General features: G+C 39.3%; 9 protein-coding genes. 3 read left to right on the forward strand and 6 right to left on the reverse strand.

Annotation, left to right across the window (positions count from 1 at the left end; genetic code table 11):
• Positions 1–48 precede the first annotated feature (48 nt).
• Positions 49–8,415: an InlB B-repeat-containing protein gene (locus H8S40_RS08085; protein WP_186865001.1), complete on the reverse strand. Its 8,367-nt coding sequence runs from the start codon at positions 8,413–8,415 to the stop codon at positions 49–51.
• A gap of 235 nt (positions 8,416–8,650) precedes the next feature.
• On the opposite strand from H8S40_RS08085, the gene H8S40_RS08090 reads away from it, so the two are divergent.
• Both H8S40_RS08090 and H8S40_RS08095 read left to right on the forward strand, forming a co-directional pair.
• Positions 8,651–9,370 (forward strand): LytR/AlgR family response regulator transcription factor, encoded by a 720-nt coding sequence (locus tag H8S40_RS08090; protein ID WP_186865002.1) that lies wholly within the window; start codon positions 8,651–8,653, stop codon positions 9,368–9,370.
• Entirely contained in the window at positions 9,367–10,641 is a 1,275-nt protein-coding gene (locus H8S40_RS08095) for a sensor histidine kinase (RefSeq protein ID WP_186865003.1), read from the forward strand. Before H8S40_RS08090 ends, H8S40_RS08095 begins: the two co-directional genes overlap by 4 nt.
• A gap of 12 nt (positions 10,642–10,653) precedes the next feature.
• Here H8S40_RS08095 and H8S40_RS08100 read toward each other — a convergent pair whose 3' ends face one another.
• The 5 genes from H8S40_RS08100 to H8S40_RS08120 form a co-directional block, all read right to left on the reverse strand.
• Positions 10,654–12,339, reverse strand: coding sequence for a Na/Pi cotransporter family protein (locus H8S40_RS08100; protein ID WP_186865004.1), 1,686 nt, complete (start codon positions 12,337–12,339; stop codon positions 10,654–10,656).
• Positions 12,340–12,480: 141 nt separating this feature from the next.
• On the reverse strand, positions 12,481–14,619 hold the full coding sequence (locus tag H8S40_RS08105) for an ATP-dependent helicase (protein WP_186865005.1): 2,139 nt from the start codon (positions 14,617–14,619) through the stop codon (positions 12,481–12,483).
• Between the two features lie 57 nt (positions 14,620–14,676).
• Positions 14,677–15,513 (reverse strand): energy-coupling factor transporter transmembrane component T family protein, encoded by an 837-nt coding sequence (locus H8S40_RS08110; RefSeq protein ID WP_022076164.1) that lies wholly within the window; start codon positions 15,511–15,513, stop codon positions 14,677–14,679.
• Complete coding sequence (locus H8S40_RS08115; RefSeq protein ID WP_186865006.1) at positions 15,503–17,227, reverse strand: ABC transporter ATP-binding protein; 1,725 nt, start codon at positions 17,225–17,227, stop codon at positions 15,503–15,505. Before H8S40_RS08115 ends, H8S40_RS08110 begins: the two co-directional genes overlap by 11 nt.
• Before the next feature lie 101 nt (positions 17,228–17,328).
• Positions 17,329–17,880 carry an ECF-type riboflavin transporter substrate-binding protein gene (locus H8S40_RS08120; RefSeq protein ID WP_022076162.1) on the reverse strand — a complete coding sequence of 184 codons (552 nt, stop codon included), beginning with the start codon at positions 17,878–17,880 and terminating at the stop codon, positions 17,329–17,331.
• A 297-nt stretch (positions 17,881–18,177) separates the two neighbouring features.
• On the opposite strand from H8S40_RS08120, the gene H8S40_RS08125 reads away from it, so the two are divergent.
• A complete protein-coding gene (locus H8S40_RS08125; protein ID WP_186865007.1) occupies positions 18,178–19,536 on the forward strand; it encodes an MATE family efflux transporter in 1,359 nt (452 codons plus the stop codon).
• Positions 19,537–19,617: the final 81 nt, after the last annotated feature.

Genomic DNA, 19,617 nt, shown 5'->3' on the forward strand with positions numbered 1-19,617 from the left:
GCCCTATCGGTATTTTTCACTTTGAAATTTTGCTATTTTTATGACCTATTAATTGCCAAATACATCCTTAACTGTACCCGTTACCGGCTTCAGATTCTTAATGTCGTTGTTCACATTCGGAGTCACTTCAAAATCCTGTGCCAGTGTCGCTGTAAATGTAAGTGCATTTGTTCCTTCTCCTCCCGCATATTGCACATTTGTCAAAGGAATATTTGCTACTCCCAAAAGCCCTATATTCGATGCTGACTTGATCACTTCATCATAATGAACTGTAATTGAAATCTGTTCACCTGCTTTGTACTGTCCAAAGGCAAGGCAACTAACTCCAACCTGCTGTGGTGCCCGGTTATCAAGAATCATATAATGTAAATCTGTTGTACCGAACTGCCAGGCATTTTTTCCTTTTCCACTTTCTGCAAGTTCAAGCTGTACTCTGTCATTGATTCCGATCCTTGCATAGCACGGTGAGCCAAATACAACTTGTCCATTATGACTTTTACTCTCATATTCTGCTCCATTTGTCTTTGATCCGTTATATGGGAATGGAACATCGATTTTCCATCCCTTTCCCTGCAGATCGAGCTTATACTCTGCAAAATATGCTCCGCCGCCATAAAATCTAAACCATAGATATCCATCATTTACTTCCTTCAAATCCGAAGTCATACGGAAACCGGCATTCGTTGCTGTTCCTGCAATGTATTTCTGCTTTGCTTCATTAACATTCTTGCTTCTCAAAACTTCCATCAAACTATTAAATGTATATGGAGTTCTTTCATTATAATGATAATTGTTTATCTTCGGATCTCCTGTACGGATTGTATAACTATGCCATTGATTATAGCATTCCTTTATCAAATCTTCCAAGCAGTATGCTTTTTCTGCATCAATCACGCGCTGAGAAGAAGTCTGCTCTCCTAATACGCCTCCGCAGGTTCCTATTGTATCTACAATTTTATAAAGCTCTATATTATAATAACGAGCTGTATTATTTAACTGGAATCCTGCTGCACTATCCGCTGTTGTGTTCATTCCCCATTCTTCAATCGTGAATGTTTTTTCCATATCGTTCTGTCCAAATGTCAAATATACATCTTCTCCTCCAACATGTTTGAAATGACATTTATCACTCTCTGAATCAACGGTAGAACCATATGCAGTTCCATTTACTGTACGATAATAAATGTGCTGTGGATTTGTTGTTGGCACAGTACCTTCCGGTAATGTTCTAGTCACTTTGTAGGTTAAACGAGTACCCTCTTTTCCTACGTATACCAGATTAAATGTACCTCCATATCCCCATTTTGCTGTCAGCCTATAATCTTTTTGTGTTCCTTTTACAATCTCAGATACCAATGTATCTGCGTCGTACCATCCAAGGAACTGATAACCGTCTTTTGCAGCCGGTGCTTCCAGCTGTATGTCATTATCTTCAATACTATAGCTTTCTGGATTTGTCTGACTGATTCCTCCTGCTCCAAGATCATATGTGATTTTAAATACATTCAGCTCCCATACAGCATATAATGTTACATTGCCTTCACCTGCAAGATTCTTAACGTTTTGACCGTCTTTATAAACAACTGCTCCATCTTTTTCCAGTGCCCATCCGGTAAATGTATATCCCGGTTTCTTAAAGTTTCTCATTTCAGAAACCAGATCCAGATTGTCCGCTTCATCGTACATCATCAGCTGTGTTTCTACCGGCACTGTATCACCCAGACAACTGTCAAATGTAACGGTGTATGGGTTTGGATTCCATTTTGCATAGAATCGCCAGTCATGTAGTGCATCCAGTATGATTGTTCCACTAACCTTCTTTGTAAGAGATGAATCACTATACCATCCATCAAATGTATAGCCTGGTTTTCCTACCGGTTCGTGTAAATTAAATGTATTCGATACAACGGTAAATTCAGTCGGGTTATCCGGTGCATTTTCTGCTCCATCCATATTTTCATATAGAATCTGATATGCCTTCGGCGTCCATACTGCATACAAATGTACTTCACCCTGATTAACTGCCGACAATTTACTTACTGTCTGACAATCCGCATATACAACTTCTTGGTTTGGTATCAATGACCATCCGGCAAATGTATAGCCTTCTCGCACATATCGATTTGTATCCAGCATTTTCACTTCTGTATATGAGAAATTTTGAACCTTACTTCTGTCTTCCTCATTGTTGGAATGGAATACAACCTTATAGCGATTCTCACTCCATTTTGCATAGAGAATGATATCACCTGTACTCTTTGCAGGAATTGCCACAACAGCATCATCACTTAAATCCGCCTTTTCGTGCCATCCTTCAAATCTGTATCCTTCTTTTTCTGCCGCTGATAGTGTAAGCAAGCCTGTTTCAATATTATATTGTGCCGGATTCGTATTTGTTGCTCCATCTGCGCCGTAATAATCAATCTTGTAATTGATCGGTATAAAACGTGCATAAATGGTGTGGTCGCCTGTCGCTGTTACCAGTGTCTCACCTGTAATCTCTGTGCCGCCTTCCGGCTCTGAATACCATCCTGCGAAAGTATATCCTTCCTTTTCAAGCTTCGGTAGCGTATCATAAGCTGTTCCGTATGTAACCGTTTTTGTCAGAAGCTCACCATCACCTGTTACATATCCGCCGTTTGGCTCCATTGTAAGCTGATAGCTTTGAGGAGTCCATACTGCTTTATAAGCAAGATCCTTCGCCGGCATATTCTGCTCTATCTTCATGTTCCATACACAAGAATTTCCATCCTTTACAGCTGCCGGTGCTATGATTGGTGCGTCATAATAGACTTGTCCTTCTGTATAGCCGGACACTGCCATACCGCCATCAAGATCCCAGCTTAAGGAGTATTTATTTCTCGTATAATAATAGTCTGCCACATTTGCCCGCTCATCTGTTGTTACTATGATCTGCTTTGCTTTTTCCGGTGCTGTAAATCCTGTATATTGTTTTAATTCCGGCTCGATAACACTATCCATTGCCGCTGTTTGGTGAACGGATTCTTTTAATGTATAATTTTCAGAACCATCCACATTTTGCTGATAATAATTCACTGTATATCCATACTGTCCTGCCACCCATCTTGCCTGTAATACCGTATCTTCTGCCGGCATTGTATGACTTGTGAATTTTTCTTCTCCTACATACCAGCCTTCAAATCCATATCCTTCTCTTAGCGGAATCGGAAGCTGTAATTCTGATTCATATTTGCCATAAATGACAGAGTCGACACCCTCTGGAAGTATACCGCCATCCACATTCAATGTAACTGTTACATCCTTACGTTTGTACTCATAACGGACACACGTACTTCCATCTGCTGCAATTGACACAGTCTGCACTTCCGGTATTATAAATCCTTCATAATTCTTTGTTTCTAATGTTACCAGACTGTCAGATGTACCTTTCAGCTCATCTGTATCTGCAAGAACCATGTTCCAATCGAGTGCTTCTTTGTAATGCTCTACTTTATAAGGAGTGTCTGTATTCGCCTCCCATTTTGCATAGAATATCTTATCTCCTACAGAGCCTTTTTTAATTTCCCTGACCACTTCTCCTTCACATGCTTCATTCTCATACCATCCCTTGAATGTATATCCTTTTCGTACAGGATCCATCAACGTAATGGTTTCTGTCTCAACATTGTAATTTGACGGATTAGTATTTATCAGTCCTTCTGCTTTGTTGTAAATGATGTTGTAATTCTTCATATTCCATACTGCATACAGTGTAACGGCTGCTTCATTTTCTGCCGTCAAATTCAAGACACTTGCAGTATTTTCATATTCCACGCCTGTTCCTTTTCGTGTGGTCCATCCTAGAAAATCATATCCATCCAGTACAAATGCATTTTCATGTAAATTCTGTCCTTCATCGTATGCAAACTGCATCTGCTCCATCTCGCCTGTAGCCGCATCATGATTCTTATCAAACTTCACTGTATATGTATTCGCTTTCCATAAAGCTGTGTATGCAACATCTCCGGTTCCCATCTTATTTTCCGGTTCAACTACATTTACCCCGTCTATGCTCCAACCGATAAATGTATATCCCGTCCGCTGCATTTTTTCCGGACTGTGGATATGATCTCCATAATAAGATTCCTGACTTGATGACTGTTCTCCGTCTCCGGTGTCATAACCATAAGAGAAGCTTATTTTGTACTTCTCACGTTTGTAGTTGATCTTGATTATAGATTTTCCACTTCCCTCTACAACCGCAGTTTCTTTTGCCAGTCCATTTACTGTAAGATTTTCAAATACAACTCCATTTTCTTCCACATATTTTTGCTCAGCAGTCGTCTCACCGTCGATTGGAAGATTTCTCAATGTGTCTGCCGAAATCTCTTCTCCTGTGAAGCCCATGCCTTCATACAGATGTTTCAGTTTATATTTTCCGTCGACATCCTGTACATAATACTCTACTCTGTAAGCAGTATCCGGATTCTTCGTCCACTGTGCGGTATAGACAAGATTCTCTGTTCCCATGTTTGAAACAACTTCGCTGTCCCATCCGGTAAATGTATATCCTTTTGCTGCCATCATTGGTGCAATGATCGTTCCGCCATATTTCAAATCGTAAGTAATCTTTTCTCCTCCGACTTCGCCCGGATCAAATGTAACTGTATGATTTTCTAATGCGTAATAATAACGTAATACAGAACTTCCATCTGCAATGATCTTGATTTCCTGTTCTGCCGGCATCCGATAACCAACATATTCTTTTATCTCTGGTGTCACGAAACTTTCCGTTGTACCGGTCAGTTCCTCTGCTTCTGCCAGCTCGTATTCTCCTGAACGCAACTGCTCTGTATAATATTCTACACGATATGGTGTATCTGCTTTGGCAACCCATTTTGCATAGATATTTGTATCTGCCGCAGGCATGCTCTCCGGAAATTCATAAGCTTCTGTCAATGCCTCATCACTATACCAGCCTGCAAAATCATATCCCGGTTTTACCGGATCTGCCGGTTTTTCTACTTTTGCTTCAAATTTTGCATTGATGATATTGATATATGTTCCACCGTTTGTATACGGAACAATGACATATCCGTCACGCAGATTGTCCCAATACAGAGAAATTGTTCTCTGTATTGGTCTTGATGAAAATGCCAGTGGGTAACGAATCCACGTAATAATCATCTCGCCTTCCAGTTTTTTGTCGTCTTTTTCCGGATTTACACTGACCGTGTTTGTCTTCGGATCATATGTGAATTTATCATTTGTCATGCGGATATCAAAATTTTTACGATTCGTCAGGCTTTCTGCCTTATTGGAATCATAATCATCATTGTAAATTGCCTGCTTCTCCTGGCCGTCCTTCAAATCCAGATAATCCATAGAGAATACTGCATCCGGAAGCATCGCATCCCTCACATGCTGCTTCAACTTGATATCCGGCATCTCTTCTTGTTTTGTCGCAAAATCCAGCACATTATCTTGTCGGCCGACCGTCCACAGTGACCATTCATTATCATACAGCTTCAATTCTGTAGAGAAGGTATCCTTTAGTGCCTGGGCTTTTAATCCGACCTCCAGATATGCTCCCACATCAATAAGCATTGCTCCATTATATTGCTGGTCGCGTCCATTACTTGTGCTATACCTCAACTCATAATAGAAATATCCCCATAGCTTACTATACGCACCGGCTTCCGACCTAAATCCGACCGATGCCAGATCTGTTGAAAATAATCCTATTTTAAATTCAAATTCTAATCCTGCTTTTATTTCCAGTCGTCCCATTGTATAGAAATCAAACTGATATGTCTCTTCTAACAATGTAACGGTATCGTTATAAACCGCTCCTGCAAATACATCGATCGTATATGTATATCGTTTTCCTGTCATATATTCAAAATCGAATCCAACAGAAATGCATGCATTCATTTTTACAACAAAATCGATTTCTGTATTAATTGCAATAATCGGGAACGGCGGTGGAACCTGCTGTTCATTATCTACAATATTCTGTTCAATGACGCGTACCCAATCCGAATCTCCTTTCATCATTTCACTGTAACGTTTGATCAGATTGCTTTTTCCTTCTTCCGATTCGTCATCTTCTCCGTTTTCCTTATTGCTGTCGATCAACTCTTTAATCTGTCCTGCAATCTCTGCTCCTTCATCAAAATGTTCATTTCCACTTTCATCATTTGACTGGGTCATCATCATAGCATTGACTTCCACGCTGGTATAATTCAATACATCAACATTGGCTGTCACGCGATATTCGGCAATATACGGGAAGATTCCCCATACCTTCCAGACTGCTTTACTTCTTACTCCGAGGTCAATCCCTACCTCTTCTGCAAATGTTCCGCTAATGTTGATCACAAGCTGATTATCAGAGCCCTGCTTGCCAATCGTAATCTTTGCCTGCACTTCCAGCTGAACGCTAAGACCTTTATCCTTTGCAGCGGTTCCGTTCGCCTGATTAAGCTTGGTCGGGTGTGTGCTAATGGTTGCTTTCGGATATCCTTGTTCCATCTCACACTTTGCAGAAATATTAGATGCCATCAGCTGTAACTCTTCCGGCGAAACAGGTGTTCCATCTTCCAGAGTTACTTTATAATCTTCCAGATTGAGATTATCACTAAGTTTCGTAAAATTCTCTGTTGCAAGTGCCATTGAGCCAAGATATTGTGCCGCTTCTTCTGCGAATCCACTTTCAAGGGCCTGCTGCTCAATCTGTGCTTCAAGGGCTGCTGTATCTACGCCTTCCAGCATATCTGTACCGGTCATCGTATCTTCTGCGTAAATATCCATCGCCTGCTGTACTTCATCCCAGCCAACCTCTTTGAATCCGATGGTTGTCGTATCACCTGCTCCTGTCTTTACTCCTGTAATTTTTCCATATCTCTCAAGCTTTGCCGCATCGCTTCCGCTTTCGACTCCAAATGTTCCGCTATAGAACATAATGAAATCTCCGACATCCACTGTTGTCTGACTATCCAATTCGATATTTGCATACACATCGGCAGAATAATCAAGCAGTTGATTATCCACTGTGATCGTATCTGCTGCTTCATCCATATCTGCCCCTATTGGGATCGGCAACATATCCGGCTCAAAAATAACATCTTCCGGCTGTGCATTTTTATAACTATATCTGTTTCCATTTCTTGCAGTAATCTCTACATATGCAAGCTCACCGTTCTCTTCCTTCGGCGTATCCAATGTACGTTTGTCCGGTCTTAATCCCGCATAAATAGAAACGATATCGCCTAAATGGAGTTCCCCTTTTGTATAATCAAATTCTCCCTGCGTCATATTGGCAGGTCCAAGTGTTCCATCTTTGTCTGCCTGATAAAGTGCAATACTCAATGTTTCAACACTCTTATCTCCTGACGTGATATTGCTGATATCCTCTATCGGGATATATACAATCCCGTCATTTAAAGATGTGTTCAATACTTGTTTCTTATCTGTTGTAAAATTATATTCTCTTACTGTCTTCGGCTGATCTTCAAAACAAAGTCTGGTATCTGTCAAGGCAACCCGATATGTACAGCCTTCGGCAAATCCATCCACAGCGTCCATTTTTCCATCTTCTGAAACCGGATTCTTACCTGAGATTGTAAACGTTCCACTTTCGCCTGTCACCTCTATAATATCTGTCTGCTTTGGATCTGTTAGATTCGAAGCTGTAATCCCGGCTTTCACAGCATCCAGATTCAATTTTTTATTCTTCGCTTTTACTATAATCTTAAAATCTGTCTTAACTCCTGTTGCACTGGCAAATGTCACCTGTTCTACATTTTCAAGTGGTGTCTGTGCCGCGTATTCTGCATAAAGACTTACATTGCTGTTAATCTCATCTTCTTTTGAAGCAAGCTTTTCCCTGTTCTTATCATAATACCAGCTGACAAAAATATAATTATCGCGATAAGGTGTCGGCAGTGAACTAATCTTTGTTCCTTTGTTAACTTTACGTGCTTTTAATTTACTTCCGCCTTCTGTATAAAATGTAACCTTATACTGTTTTATTTTTGTATCTTCCGGCTTCTTATCGTCGTTTCCTGTAATCTTATCGACAACTTTGTCTATAAAAGATTTATTCGGATTCTCCGGCTGCTTGCTCTTTTTTTTGGTATTCACATTTGAAGAAGCGACCTTTTTATTATCCGCAGAAGTTCCCTTTGCTTTTTCTTTATCTGTCGAGGATTGAATGCTCTTATTATCCAGCTGTTTGCTGCTACTTTGTGCCGGCTGTTTCTCTTCTTGCTGTTTCTCTGCCGTCTCCTTCTTTTCTTCCGCTGTCTTCTGGTCTACCGTAATATCTGAATCAGCCTTCATCTGCTTCCCGTTTTTATTTGCGAAAAATGCTGCCGCAGACAACGATACTACCGTCAATACAACGATAAGTATTATGATCCCTTTCTTATCATTCCAAAATTTTTTCCACATATGCGTTCCCCCTGTGTTCTTTTTTTCCTGCGCTATATTTGTAAAAACATGAATGAATCTTTGTTTACAAAATACCTGATTTTCCTATATTCTATAGTACAAAATTTCATTCTTTTTGAGGAAACACCTACATGAATTACACTTTTTTCGACATGAACGATACCTTATCTCTATGGCATTTTATTTCATTTCAAGTTATAATAAATTCACATGAAACTACAGGAGGAAGCGACTTATGAAAATCGCTATATGCGACGACGATAAAACAGAACAACTTCAAATTTTAGAACTATTGGAAGGATATTTTAAAGGAAGAAAAAACAAGCCCGCTATCAAAACTTTCAGCAGCATTGAGCTTGCTTCCATCGCCCGCTATGAACAGTTTGACCTCTATCTTCTTGATGTTATCATGCCTGTATTAAATGGCATCGAGCTGGCAAAAGAAATCCGTGGATTTGACAAAGCTTCCGATATTATTTTCCTTACATCATCACCGGAATTTGCTGTCGAAAGCTACACAGTCAAAGCTTCCAATTATCTTGTGAAACCAATACAAAAAGCTGCTTTTTTTCAGGCTTTAGATGATATTTCGGAAAAGAGAATGGAAGAATCCGGCAAATCAATTATTGTAAAAAGTTCGTTTGGTGTACATAAAATTTATTTGTCCGGATTGATTTATGTAGAAGCACTGAATCGAAAAGTAATTTATTATCTAAAGAATGGAGAGCAGATTACAACTGCGGAACGTTTTTCATCGGTATGTGATATACTGATGCAAAACTCAGAATTTATTCTTCCGCATCGTTCCTTCCTTGTAAACATGAATTACATCCGTTCGATCACTACTACAGATATGCACTTACAAAACAATAAGATCATCCCTTTAGCACAGAGAAGGGTGGCAGATATTAAAAAACATTATCTTGCATTTCAAATGGAGGAGGTTTCACCATGAATTTTGCAACGCTCTGCGATTTTATCAATTATGGACTGGTTCTTTTTTTCGGAATTGTTGTTTCACTTTATCTTGCAGACTTTCCATTTGAAGACCATAAAAGTTTTTACACACTGACAATATGCGGTTTCGGGATTGTACAGATTCTCTTCTATTTCATAATGGGTGAAACAAATCTGTACCATTGTTATCCTTTATTGATCCACCTGCCGCTTTTTCTGTTAATTCGATTTGGGTTGCACCGCAACCTCTATATGTCTATGATTGCAGTACTGTCTGCTTATTTACTATGTACACCGAGGAAATGGTTTGGAACACTGATCGCATCCTTTTTTGATTACAATCCTGTTATATCCGATATTGCTTCCAGCCTGATTACAATTCCACTTTTATTTTTTGTTATAAAAATAATCGCACCTTACATTATTAAACTAAAATATGAAAATAAAACAACACAAATGTTACTTTTCCTATTGCCTCTTTCTTACTATATTTTGGAATATATTTTTACAGTTTATACAGATTTACTTTATACCGGCGGTGCAGTTATCATTGATTTTCTTGACAGCTTTCTTGTACTGCTCTATTTTATTCTCTCGATGCTCACGATTGAATACGCAAGCCAGCGAAGCCGTACCGAGCGTGACAATTTACTTTTCACTACCGTTTCTATACAGGCAAAAAAAGAGATTGCGCAGCTTTCTGATTCCAAAAAGCAGGCCGCAATCTATCGTCATGATTTAAGACACCATATGAACTTTATTCAAAACTGTATTCAAGAACAAAAAACTGAAGAAGCCCTCTCTTACATTAACGAAATCTGTACAACATTGCAGTCTGGTGCAATCCAAAAATACTGTGAAAATGAATCTGTCAATCTGATTCTCTCTTCCTATATTGAAAAAGCACAGGCACTTCAGATTCAAACTACAATTTCTGTAACTGCAACTGATTTTTCAAGATTTCAGATTACAGACCTTTGCAGCTTGCTTTCAAATGCTCTGGAAAATGCGATCCATGCGTGTACACAGATCACATATCCGGAAGGTCGTTATATCAATCTGAAACTCTATGAAAAAAATGAACAATTATGTATCAACCTTGCAAACAGCTACGAAGAAGAACCTGCTTTTGAAAACGATATTCCTATTTCACACAAAAGCGGACATGGCTTCGGTGTACAAAGCATGATTTCTGTCGTAAATAAATATTCAGGTATCTATGGTTTCTTTGCCCAAAATGGTGAATTTAGATTTCAGGCAACATTTTAAAAATGTTGTCTTCTAATTCACTGTCATAAAATAACTCAGGCTGATTTCATTTGCTGCTACATCCGCAAGATTTAAGCAGCTGTTTCCCATACGGTCGATCAGATGAAGAATATTTGTGAATGGTGCTGTCAGACTTGCTTTACATTTTCCTTTATTTACACGTTGCAGATGCGCCTTTCTCATCTTAATATCCAAATCCATGATCTTATCTTTTCGCTTAAGCATTTTATCTATCTGAACCGATTTATCTCCCTGCAATGCCTTCATTGAATCAATAAACATTTTTTCCAGTGTTCTTAGACTCTTCTGTAATTCATCCATTGCTTCCGGCGTATATTTATAATTATTTTGTTCCTTCTCCTGGATACATTTTGCAATTTCCACACTTAAGCTTCCCATACGTTCCACATCACTTAAAATATACATTAAGCTCGCCGTCTGAGCTGCCTGCTGCTCTGTCATTGTTCCGGAAGAGAATAAAAGTGCCAGATATTCGGTTGTTTTTTCCGTCAATGCTTTGATATTTTTCCCCTTCTCAAGCAAGCCTTCCAATTGACTGATATCTTCTGTTTTAACTATTTCAATCGTATTACTTACCGCATCCTTCACTATATCGCTGATATGTAAAATCTCTTTTGCCACAAGCTGAAGTGCTGCTGTTGGCTGATTTGTCATCTTTTCATCCAAATACAATGGCTTTGCCGGATCTACTGCAACTGTCTTTCCATCTGGGATTAAAGTCATAACAATTTTTACCATTACATTAATCAGACATACCCAGATCAAAGTCATTGTAATATTAAATACTGTATGTGAATTTGCAATCTGTCGGGAAATCACTTCGATTTCCGGTCCTTTCGGTGAAATATACTGAATTAGTGCTGCAAATGGTTTAATAAACCAGATAAACAGCAGACATCCTGATATATTAAAAATACAGTGTGCTACAGCTGTACGTTTCGCATCCTTATTCTGTCCGATGCTGGCTAAAAGTGCCGTGATCGTTGTTCCGATATTATCTCCAAGAAGAATCGGAATTGCTCCTGTCAATCCTAATATACTTGTCACACCATCCGGTCCGGCCTGAGCTGCAAAGTTCTGTAATACTGCGATTGTTGCACTACTGCTCTGTACTACCAGAGTCATCAATGTACCGACCGCAACTCCAAGTACCGGCATATTTGATACTTTCGCGATCAAATCTGTAAATACCGGGCTAGATGCCAGTGGCTTCATAACATCTCCCATCGTTTCAATTCCAAGGAACAACAGACCGAAGGCAAATATCGTCTGTCCGATACTTTTTATCTTCTCTGACTTCGCCACAAAAGAAATGATAAAACCGATAAATATGATAATGTAAATATAATCTGTAATTTTAAATGCAATAATCTGTGCCGTCATTGTCGTTCCAATATTCGCACCGAAAATAATGGAAATTGCCTGTGGCAGGCTCATCAATCCTGCACTTACAAAGCCAATCGCCATAACCGTTGTCGCACTACTGCTCTGCAAAACTGCAGTTGTGATTGCTCCTGCCAACACTCCTAAAACTGGATTTCTTGTCAACAGTGCCAAAATACTTTTCATCTTCTCGCCTGCCGCTTTTTGCAGACATTCACTCATCATATTCATGCCGTAGATAAATATTGCAAGACCACCTACAAGCCCAAATACAATCTGTAACTTCTCATTCATACCAATTCCTCACATTATTTCAAATATTATTTTCTTGTTTCATGCGAGTTAATTGTATGTAATACGTATGCAAGATAAATCAAATTTATGTTAAATGTATGTTAAATCGTAAAAGAAGTTATTTAAGAAGGCATATTTTCACTAACTCACTTCTAGAAATCCGCCTTGTATTAACATACGCATATCCAGATTTCTCAGCTTTTCCCCAAACAAAATCTGTACGCGCTCTTCATCCATTGAGACGACAACCCCATCACCAAATTTTTTATGTTTCACGAGTACACCTGCTCCAAGCTGTTCTTTAAACTTCTTATATTCTTCAGCCGTCGTTGGCTTCATCCTTGATTTTGTATTCTGTGCATATGGATTTGCCTGAGAAAATATTTTATTAGTGGAAACTACTTTCGTGCTATTCTTTTGAATAAATGTTTTCCCTAATATTTCCCTGCAAAATGAACTTTCCCTGTTTGTTGTAAACAATGTCAGTTGTTGTTTTGCCCTTGTAACACCGACATAAAATAAGCGGCGTTCTTCCTCGTAAGTCTGCAATTCTTCCTTAGAAGCCCGCTTCGGATTTTGCAAAGCCTGCTCCGGCAAAATTCCATCCACCACATCGATCAGATACACATGCTCATATTCTAACCCTTTGCTTGCATGTATCGTAGAAAGAATAAATGGACACTGTGCATCCGATTGTTTTTCCAAAATGATAGATTTTAATTCTTCCAGACGCTTTACAAGCCGCTCGGGCGATTCTTCCCCGGCTCCCAGCATCCGTAAAATTTCCAGTTTGCTGTCGCTTACCCCGATTCGATTCAAATATTCACGATATCCCATATATTGTGAAATTCGATTGACCGCTTTATCTCCACTTTCCTGCAGCATATTTTGCAAATGCGTCCGCACTGATTTGACGCATCCTATAACATGTCCGCTCAAGCCTTGATAATCTGCCGCCACATCAAGCACCGGCAAATCCTTTTCCTCACTAATTTCCGCTATCCTCATAGCCTCCTGCTTACGAAGATATGTACCGATCTTATAATATACCTGCAAAAATGCTTCCGTATCTTTCGGATTCAGCGCTAATTTAATAATGTTCACAACATCTAAAACTATTCTATGCGAAAAAAATGTCAGTTCTGCATTTCTCATCTGATATGGAATGTTATTTCGCTCTAACAGATCAACCAACGGCAAAATACATTCATTATCCCGATACAGCACTGCTGTTTGCGTTGTACAGTCATCCGCAACTTTCATAAGATAACTGTACTGGGCTTTCCTGCTTTTTAGAGAAATCTCTTTAATTTCGTCCATTCTTTCCTTTGTTGCCCGCATATGCTTTTCATGACGCAATGTATTTTTCTGGATAAATTGGTCTGCTGCCTCAACAATACTGGCATTCGAGCGGAAGTTATCTTCCATCAACAGCACCCTTGCATTCGCGTGATTCTTTTCAAATGACAACAATGCTTCCGGATATGCCGCACGAAATCCATAAATACTTTGATCCTCATCTCCGACCATAAACAAATTTTCCGTTTTAGAAGCAAGCAACGCAACAATCGCATGCTGGATTTTCGATGTATCTTGTGCTTCATCCACACAAATATAAGGATATAAATTTTGAAAATGTTCCAGTAATTGAGGGAATTTACGAAGCATTGTATATGCGTATACCATCTGGTCATCATAATCCATCAGATGATGTTCCCGAAGCTGCCTGCAGTATTCCTTATAAATAACCGAAATTTTCATTTCCTCTTTTTCATCCAGCTTAAGAATTTCTTCTTCACTCAACATCATGTTTTTAATATATGTAATAAGTGTACGGACATTTTTCAAATCACTCTCTGTCGCAAATTCATGTTGAACCTGCTGATAAATTTTAGATAACAGCCCTGCCGTCATCTTTTCATCCCTGACCAGTTCAAACGCTGTCCTGCCAACCATTTTTCCATAATATTGAATGATTTTCGCACATATCCCATTAATCGTCCGAAACTCTAAGCGCTCTGCCATATCATTTCCAAAATAACCTGCAAAACGCTTCGCCATATCCTTTGTTGCCGCAACCGTATAAGTAACTGTTAATATTTTACTCGGATCAATCCCCTTACAATACACCATATATCCCAATCGGGTCACCAGCACGGTAGTCTTCCCGGACCCCGGTACAGCAAGAAGCAGTACAGGACCATCCACGCTCTGTACCGCTTCTTTTTGCTGAGTATTCAATTGTATCGGGAATCTCTGTTCAAATTCCTTCCAATTCATCGTTCTCTTACTATCCTATCTTTCTTGTCTTCTCTTCCTTGCAAACCAATCTATTTGTCAGGCAGCAATAAATGGATTATAAAATCTTCCCCACTTTATCGTCACACTCAGGCTTATCACCAAAAGCACAACCCCAAATCCTATCACTGCAAAATCTGCCTTTGCAAATGGACGTTTCATATACCAGGTTCGTTTTGGGTTCTTTCCAAATCCGCGCAATTCCATCGCATTAGAAATTGTATCGATTCGATTCAGGCTTGTCAGAATCAACGGTAATAAAATACTTACTGAATTTTTTAATCTTGCAAAAAAGCGCTCATTCTTTCCGAGCTCTACACCTCTTGCCTGCTGTGCCTGACTGATACTGTGATAATCTCTCTGAATATCCGGAATATAACGCAATGCTATCGCAACTGAATAACCCACCTTGTAGGAAACCCCGATGCTGTTAAGACTTGCCGCAAATTCACTTGGATTTGTTGCAGAGATAAATAATATTGCAACCGGTAATGCCACGAAATATTTCAAAGAAATATTCAACATGTAAAACAATTGCTCTGCTGTCAGATCATATCTCCAGAACAAATGACATAATACATGTCGTGTGCCATATAATGTTGTACCCTGATTTGGATCAAACAAAAATATAAACAAATTGTTCAAAAGCAGGAATATCAACATAAATACCATCATAAACCGCACTTCTTTCAGTTTGATCTTACTCAATCGAAATGCCACAATACTCACTGCAAATAATCCTAACAATACCCACGTATTATATGTAATCATACTCGCAAATGTAAACAGTAAGAAGAATGCAAGCTTTGTTGTTCCGGTCAACCGATGTATGACACTCTTTCTCGGTAGATAATTTAATACAGTTTTAGCAGCCATGTTTTCTTACCTCCCGGTCTTCTTCTATAAAGCATTCTACAAATTCTTCCGGCGGTACAATACCGCATCGGTTTGCCAGTGTAAATAAGCTCGTCTCCTTTAAAGCTGCATGACTTATCAGCTCCGGGTCACACAGCACTTCTGCCGCACTGCGGTCTGCGATCATCTTACCATCTGCAAATACCACTGCCCTTGGCGTATATTCCAGCATCAGATGCATATCATGTGTGATCATAATGATCGTTACACCCTGCTCGTTTAGCTTTCTTAAGAACTCCATAATTTCTGTATAATGACGGAAATCCTGTCCTGCTGTCGGTTCATCCAAAATAATAAGTTCCGGATCTTGTACCAGCACACTTGCGATTGTCACACGTTTCTTCTGGCCAAAGCTAAGTGCGGAAACCGGCCAGTTACGGAATGGATACAACCCACATATTTTCAAGGTTGCTTCGACTTTTTCTTTGATTTCTTCCTGACTCAATCCTTGATTCTGTAAGCTCAACGCCACTTCCTCAAAAATCATCGTCTTCGATATCATCTGATTTGGATTCTGCATTACATACCCGATATATTTTGCACGATGTCGGATGTTCTCTTTAAGCAAGTCCTTTCCTTTAAACAGAATCTCACCAGAATCCGGTGTTTCAAAACCACATATCAATTTTGAAAATGTTGATTTTCCGGCACCATTCTTCCCAACAATACTTACCATCTCTCCTTTGGAAATGGATAGACTGACATCACTTAATATCTTCTGCCCTTTCACATATCCAAACTCCAAATTCTTCACTTCCAACAATGCTTCTTTTTTATCATTATTTTTTAATACCGGATGTGACTCAAACCATTGATTGAGTTTTTTTGTATCTTCCTCATCTAATACTACCGAATCTACGTGAGATGCTTTCTTCTGTGCGGTTATTTCAATTCCTGCATAACGCATAGCAGTAACATACAACGGCTCACGAATCCCGTTCTCGATCAGCAAATTAGACGCAAGTAATTCATCCGGAGATAAATCTGCCAGAATCTGTCCGTCATTCATTAATATAATGCGGTCCACATCTCGCCAAAGCACATCTTCTAGACGATGTTCGATAATCAATACTGTTGTATCTGTTTTCTGCTGGATTTCATCAATCAATTCGATGGTCTGCTTTCCTGTCGCCGGATCAAGACTTGCAAGCGGCTCATCAAACAGCAAAATCTTCACCTGATCCACCATAACTCCGGCCAGACTTACTCGTTGCTTTTGTCCGCCGGACAATTCATGCGGAGCATAATCCAAATGATGCTCAATCCCTACCAGTTCTGTCACATGTTTTGTAATGGAATGCATCTCATCCTGCGGTGTACAACTGTTTTCCAATGCAAATGCGATATCTTCGCCAACTGTCAAACCTATAAACTGACCATCCGGGTCCTGCAGCACAGTTCCGACATGGGCAGATAATTCAAAGATACTGCTCTTGGTGGCATCTACTCCATTCACCTCCAGTGAGCCCTCACATTCTCCTGGATTCGAATATGGATTTAACCCGTTAATACATCCGGCCAATGTACTTTTTCCACACCCGGAAGGTCCTGCGATCAACACACGCTCACCGGGATATATATCTAGATTAATTCCTTTCAGTGTCGGTTTTTTCTGTGCACGATACTGAAAAGAATAATTCTTAAAAGAAATAATCGGAGAATTCTCGTTTATCATTCATGATCCTCTTTCCTATGAACTAAATATAGCTGTCATTTCATATGATAGTTATTCTACCACAAGAAATGACAGCTGTAAGTCTTTTTTTCAAAAAAATCTTATTCCTGATCCAAAGATCCTTTCTTTGCGATTGTCTTTGTATAAGCCAGGATCAAAAGTCCTCCAACAATTACACCTGTAATTGTATTAGAGATTGCTGCAAATACACCCTGAGCAAATACTTTGTTTGCCGGTTCTGCATAGATCAAGATATCAAGTACAGGTGCTACAACTACCCATCCAACTACATGTGCAATTACATTAGCCAGAACGAAAATAGTCATCTTACCTTTTCCGAAATCTCCATCTTCTACTTTTAATTTCTTAGCAAAGATTCCAATCACTACACCTACAAATGCTGATGTGATAACCCAGCTCCACCATGGACTTCCTCCCCATGACAGGTCAATCAATGTGTGACCGATGAATCCGATCAGTCCACCGGCAACCGGTCCGTACATTGCAGCTAAAAGCGCAAGTACTGCATACTGAAGACTGATATTAGTATTCGGCACAGGACTTGGAATTGCTACAAAACGTCCAAGTACAAAGAATAGTGCTGCACCGATACCTACCGCTACAACTGTTTTGATACTGCTGTTACTTTTCATTTGTATATCCTCCTCTACACTTCTCTCATACTAGGCTCTATCAAAGCCTTTTCATAGTATACGATTATTACAGGCTTTTTTCAAGATACAAAATCTGTAATCAGTTGCTTTTCTACTTATTTATAAGTAGAAAAATAACCTTTCAGAGATTTCCTTATAACAGTTGACAAATATTAGTAAAACATTTACGATAAAATTTAGCAATACCGAAGAGGTCTATTGCTTTTATTTTGGGAATTTTTCTTTGATCCGGTCCATAGATTCCGGATTATTTCTATGTTGATGGGGGACGTAATTATGGAGAAGAAAAAAAGGAGGTTTTCCCGCACAATTGAGATGACTAGCGGGTCTTTATGGAAGAACATTTTTTTATTCAGTCTTCCACTGATGTTTTCTCAAATATTGGAGGTTTTATTTAATTTAAGTGACGTTGCGATCGTTGGCCGGTTTTCCAGCTATCAGGCTCTTGGTTCGGTTGGTTCTACTACTCTTTTAGTCACACTGTTTACCGGCTTTCTGATTGGCATGGGCGCCGGTGTAAATGTACGAACAGCTCATGAGCTTGGAGCAGGAAATCAGGATAACATTACCAAAACCATTCATACTTCTTTACTTGTATGTCTGGCGGTCGGACTGATCATCTGTACCATCTGTATTCTCTTTTCGGAAAATATTCTTCATCTGTTGAACACAAAGGATGAATTGATAGATGGTGCTGTATTATATATGAAAATTTATTCACTTGGTATGCCTGCCATGGCAATTTATAACTTTGGTAACGGTGTATTAAGTGCCCGCGGAGATACAACTAAGCCATTGTTTTACCTCTCTATCGCCGGGGTATTGAATGTCATTTTAAACCTCATTTTTGTTATTTATTTCCACATGGCAGCAGAGGGAGTTGCACTTGCAAGTGCAATCGCACAGTATGTTTCTGCCGCATTAATCATCATTAATTTATTACGACGCAATGACGAATGTAAATTACATCCTTCTAAGCTTCGTTTTCATAAGAAGGCAAGCCTTGCTGTATTAATGCTCGGTATTCCTGCCGGTATTCAAAATGCGATTTTTGCACTGGCAAATCTGTTCGTACAGACCGGTCTAAACTCTTTTGATGCCGTTACCGTATCCGGAAACTCTGCTGCGATCAACGCTGATACCCTGGTTTTCAACCTAATGTATGCGTTTTACATTGCCGGTTCAAGCTTTATCAGTCAGAATTATGGGGCGAAAAATAAAAAACGTATGCTGCAAAGTTATTTCATCAGCGTCTTTTATGCATTTGCCGCCGGTGCCATATTCGGTATTTTACTCCTCCTGTTTGGAAGACAATTTTTATCCTTATTCGCTACAAATCCAGATGTAATAAGTGCCGGACTTCAGCGAATTAAAATCATGTGGTTTGCATACTGCATCAGTGCATTTATGGATGGCTCTATTGCCGCATCCCGTGGAATCGGCAAAACAATCGTTCCGACTATACTCGTAATCATCGGTTCCTGCGTGTTCCGTGTTATCTGGATTTATACAATATTTGCCCATTTCCATACAATACCATCTTTGTATTTATTGTATTTCTTCTCATGGGTATTGACATCAATTGCAGAAATTATTTACTTTGCGATAAGCTTCCACAAAGTAAAGATGGATTAAAAATGGAAAACACAGGAGGTAGAATTTCTATCCCCTGTGTTTTTCTTTTCCCTTATATATTTTTCATACTACTATTTTTAC

This window comes from Ruminococcus hominis (genome assembly GCF_014287355.1).
Taxonomy (GTDB): domain Bacteria; phylum Bacillota; class Clostridia; order Lachnospirales; family Lachnospiraceae; genus Schaedlerella; species Schaedlerella hominis.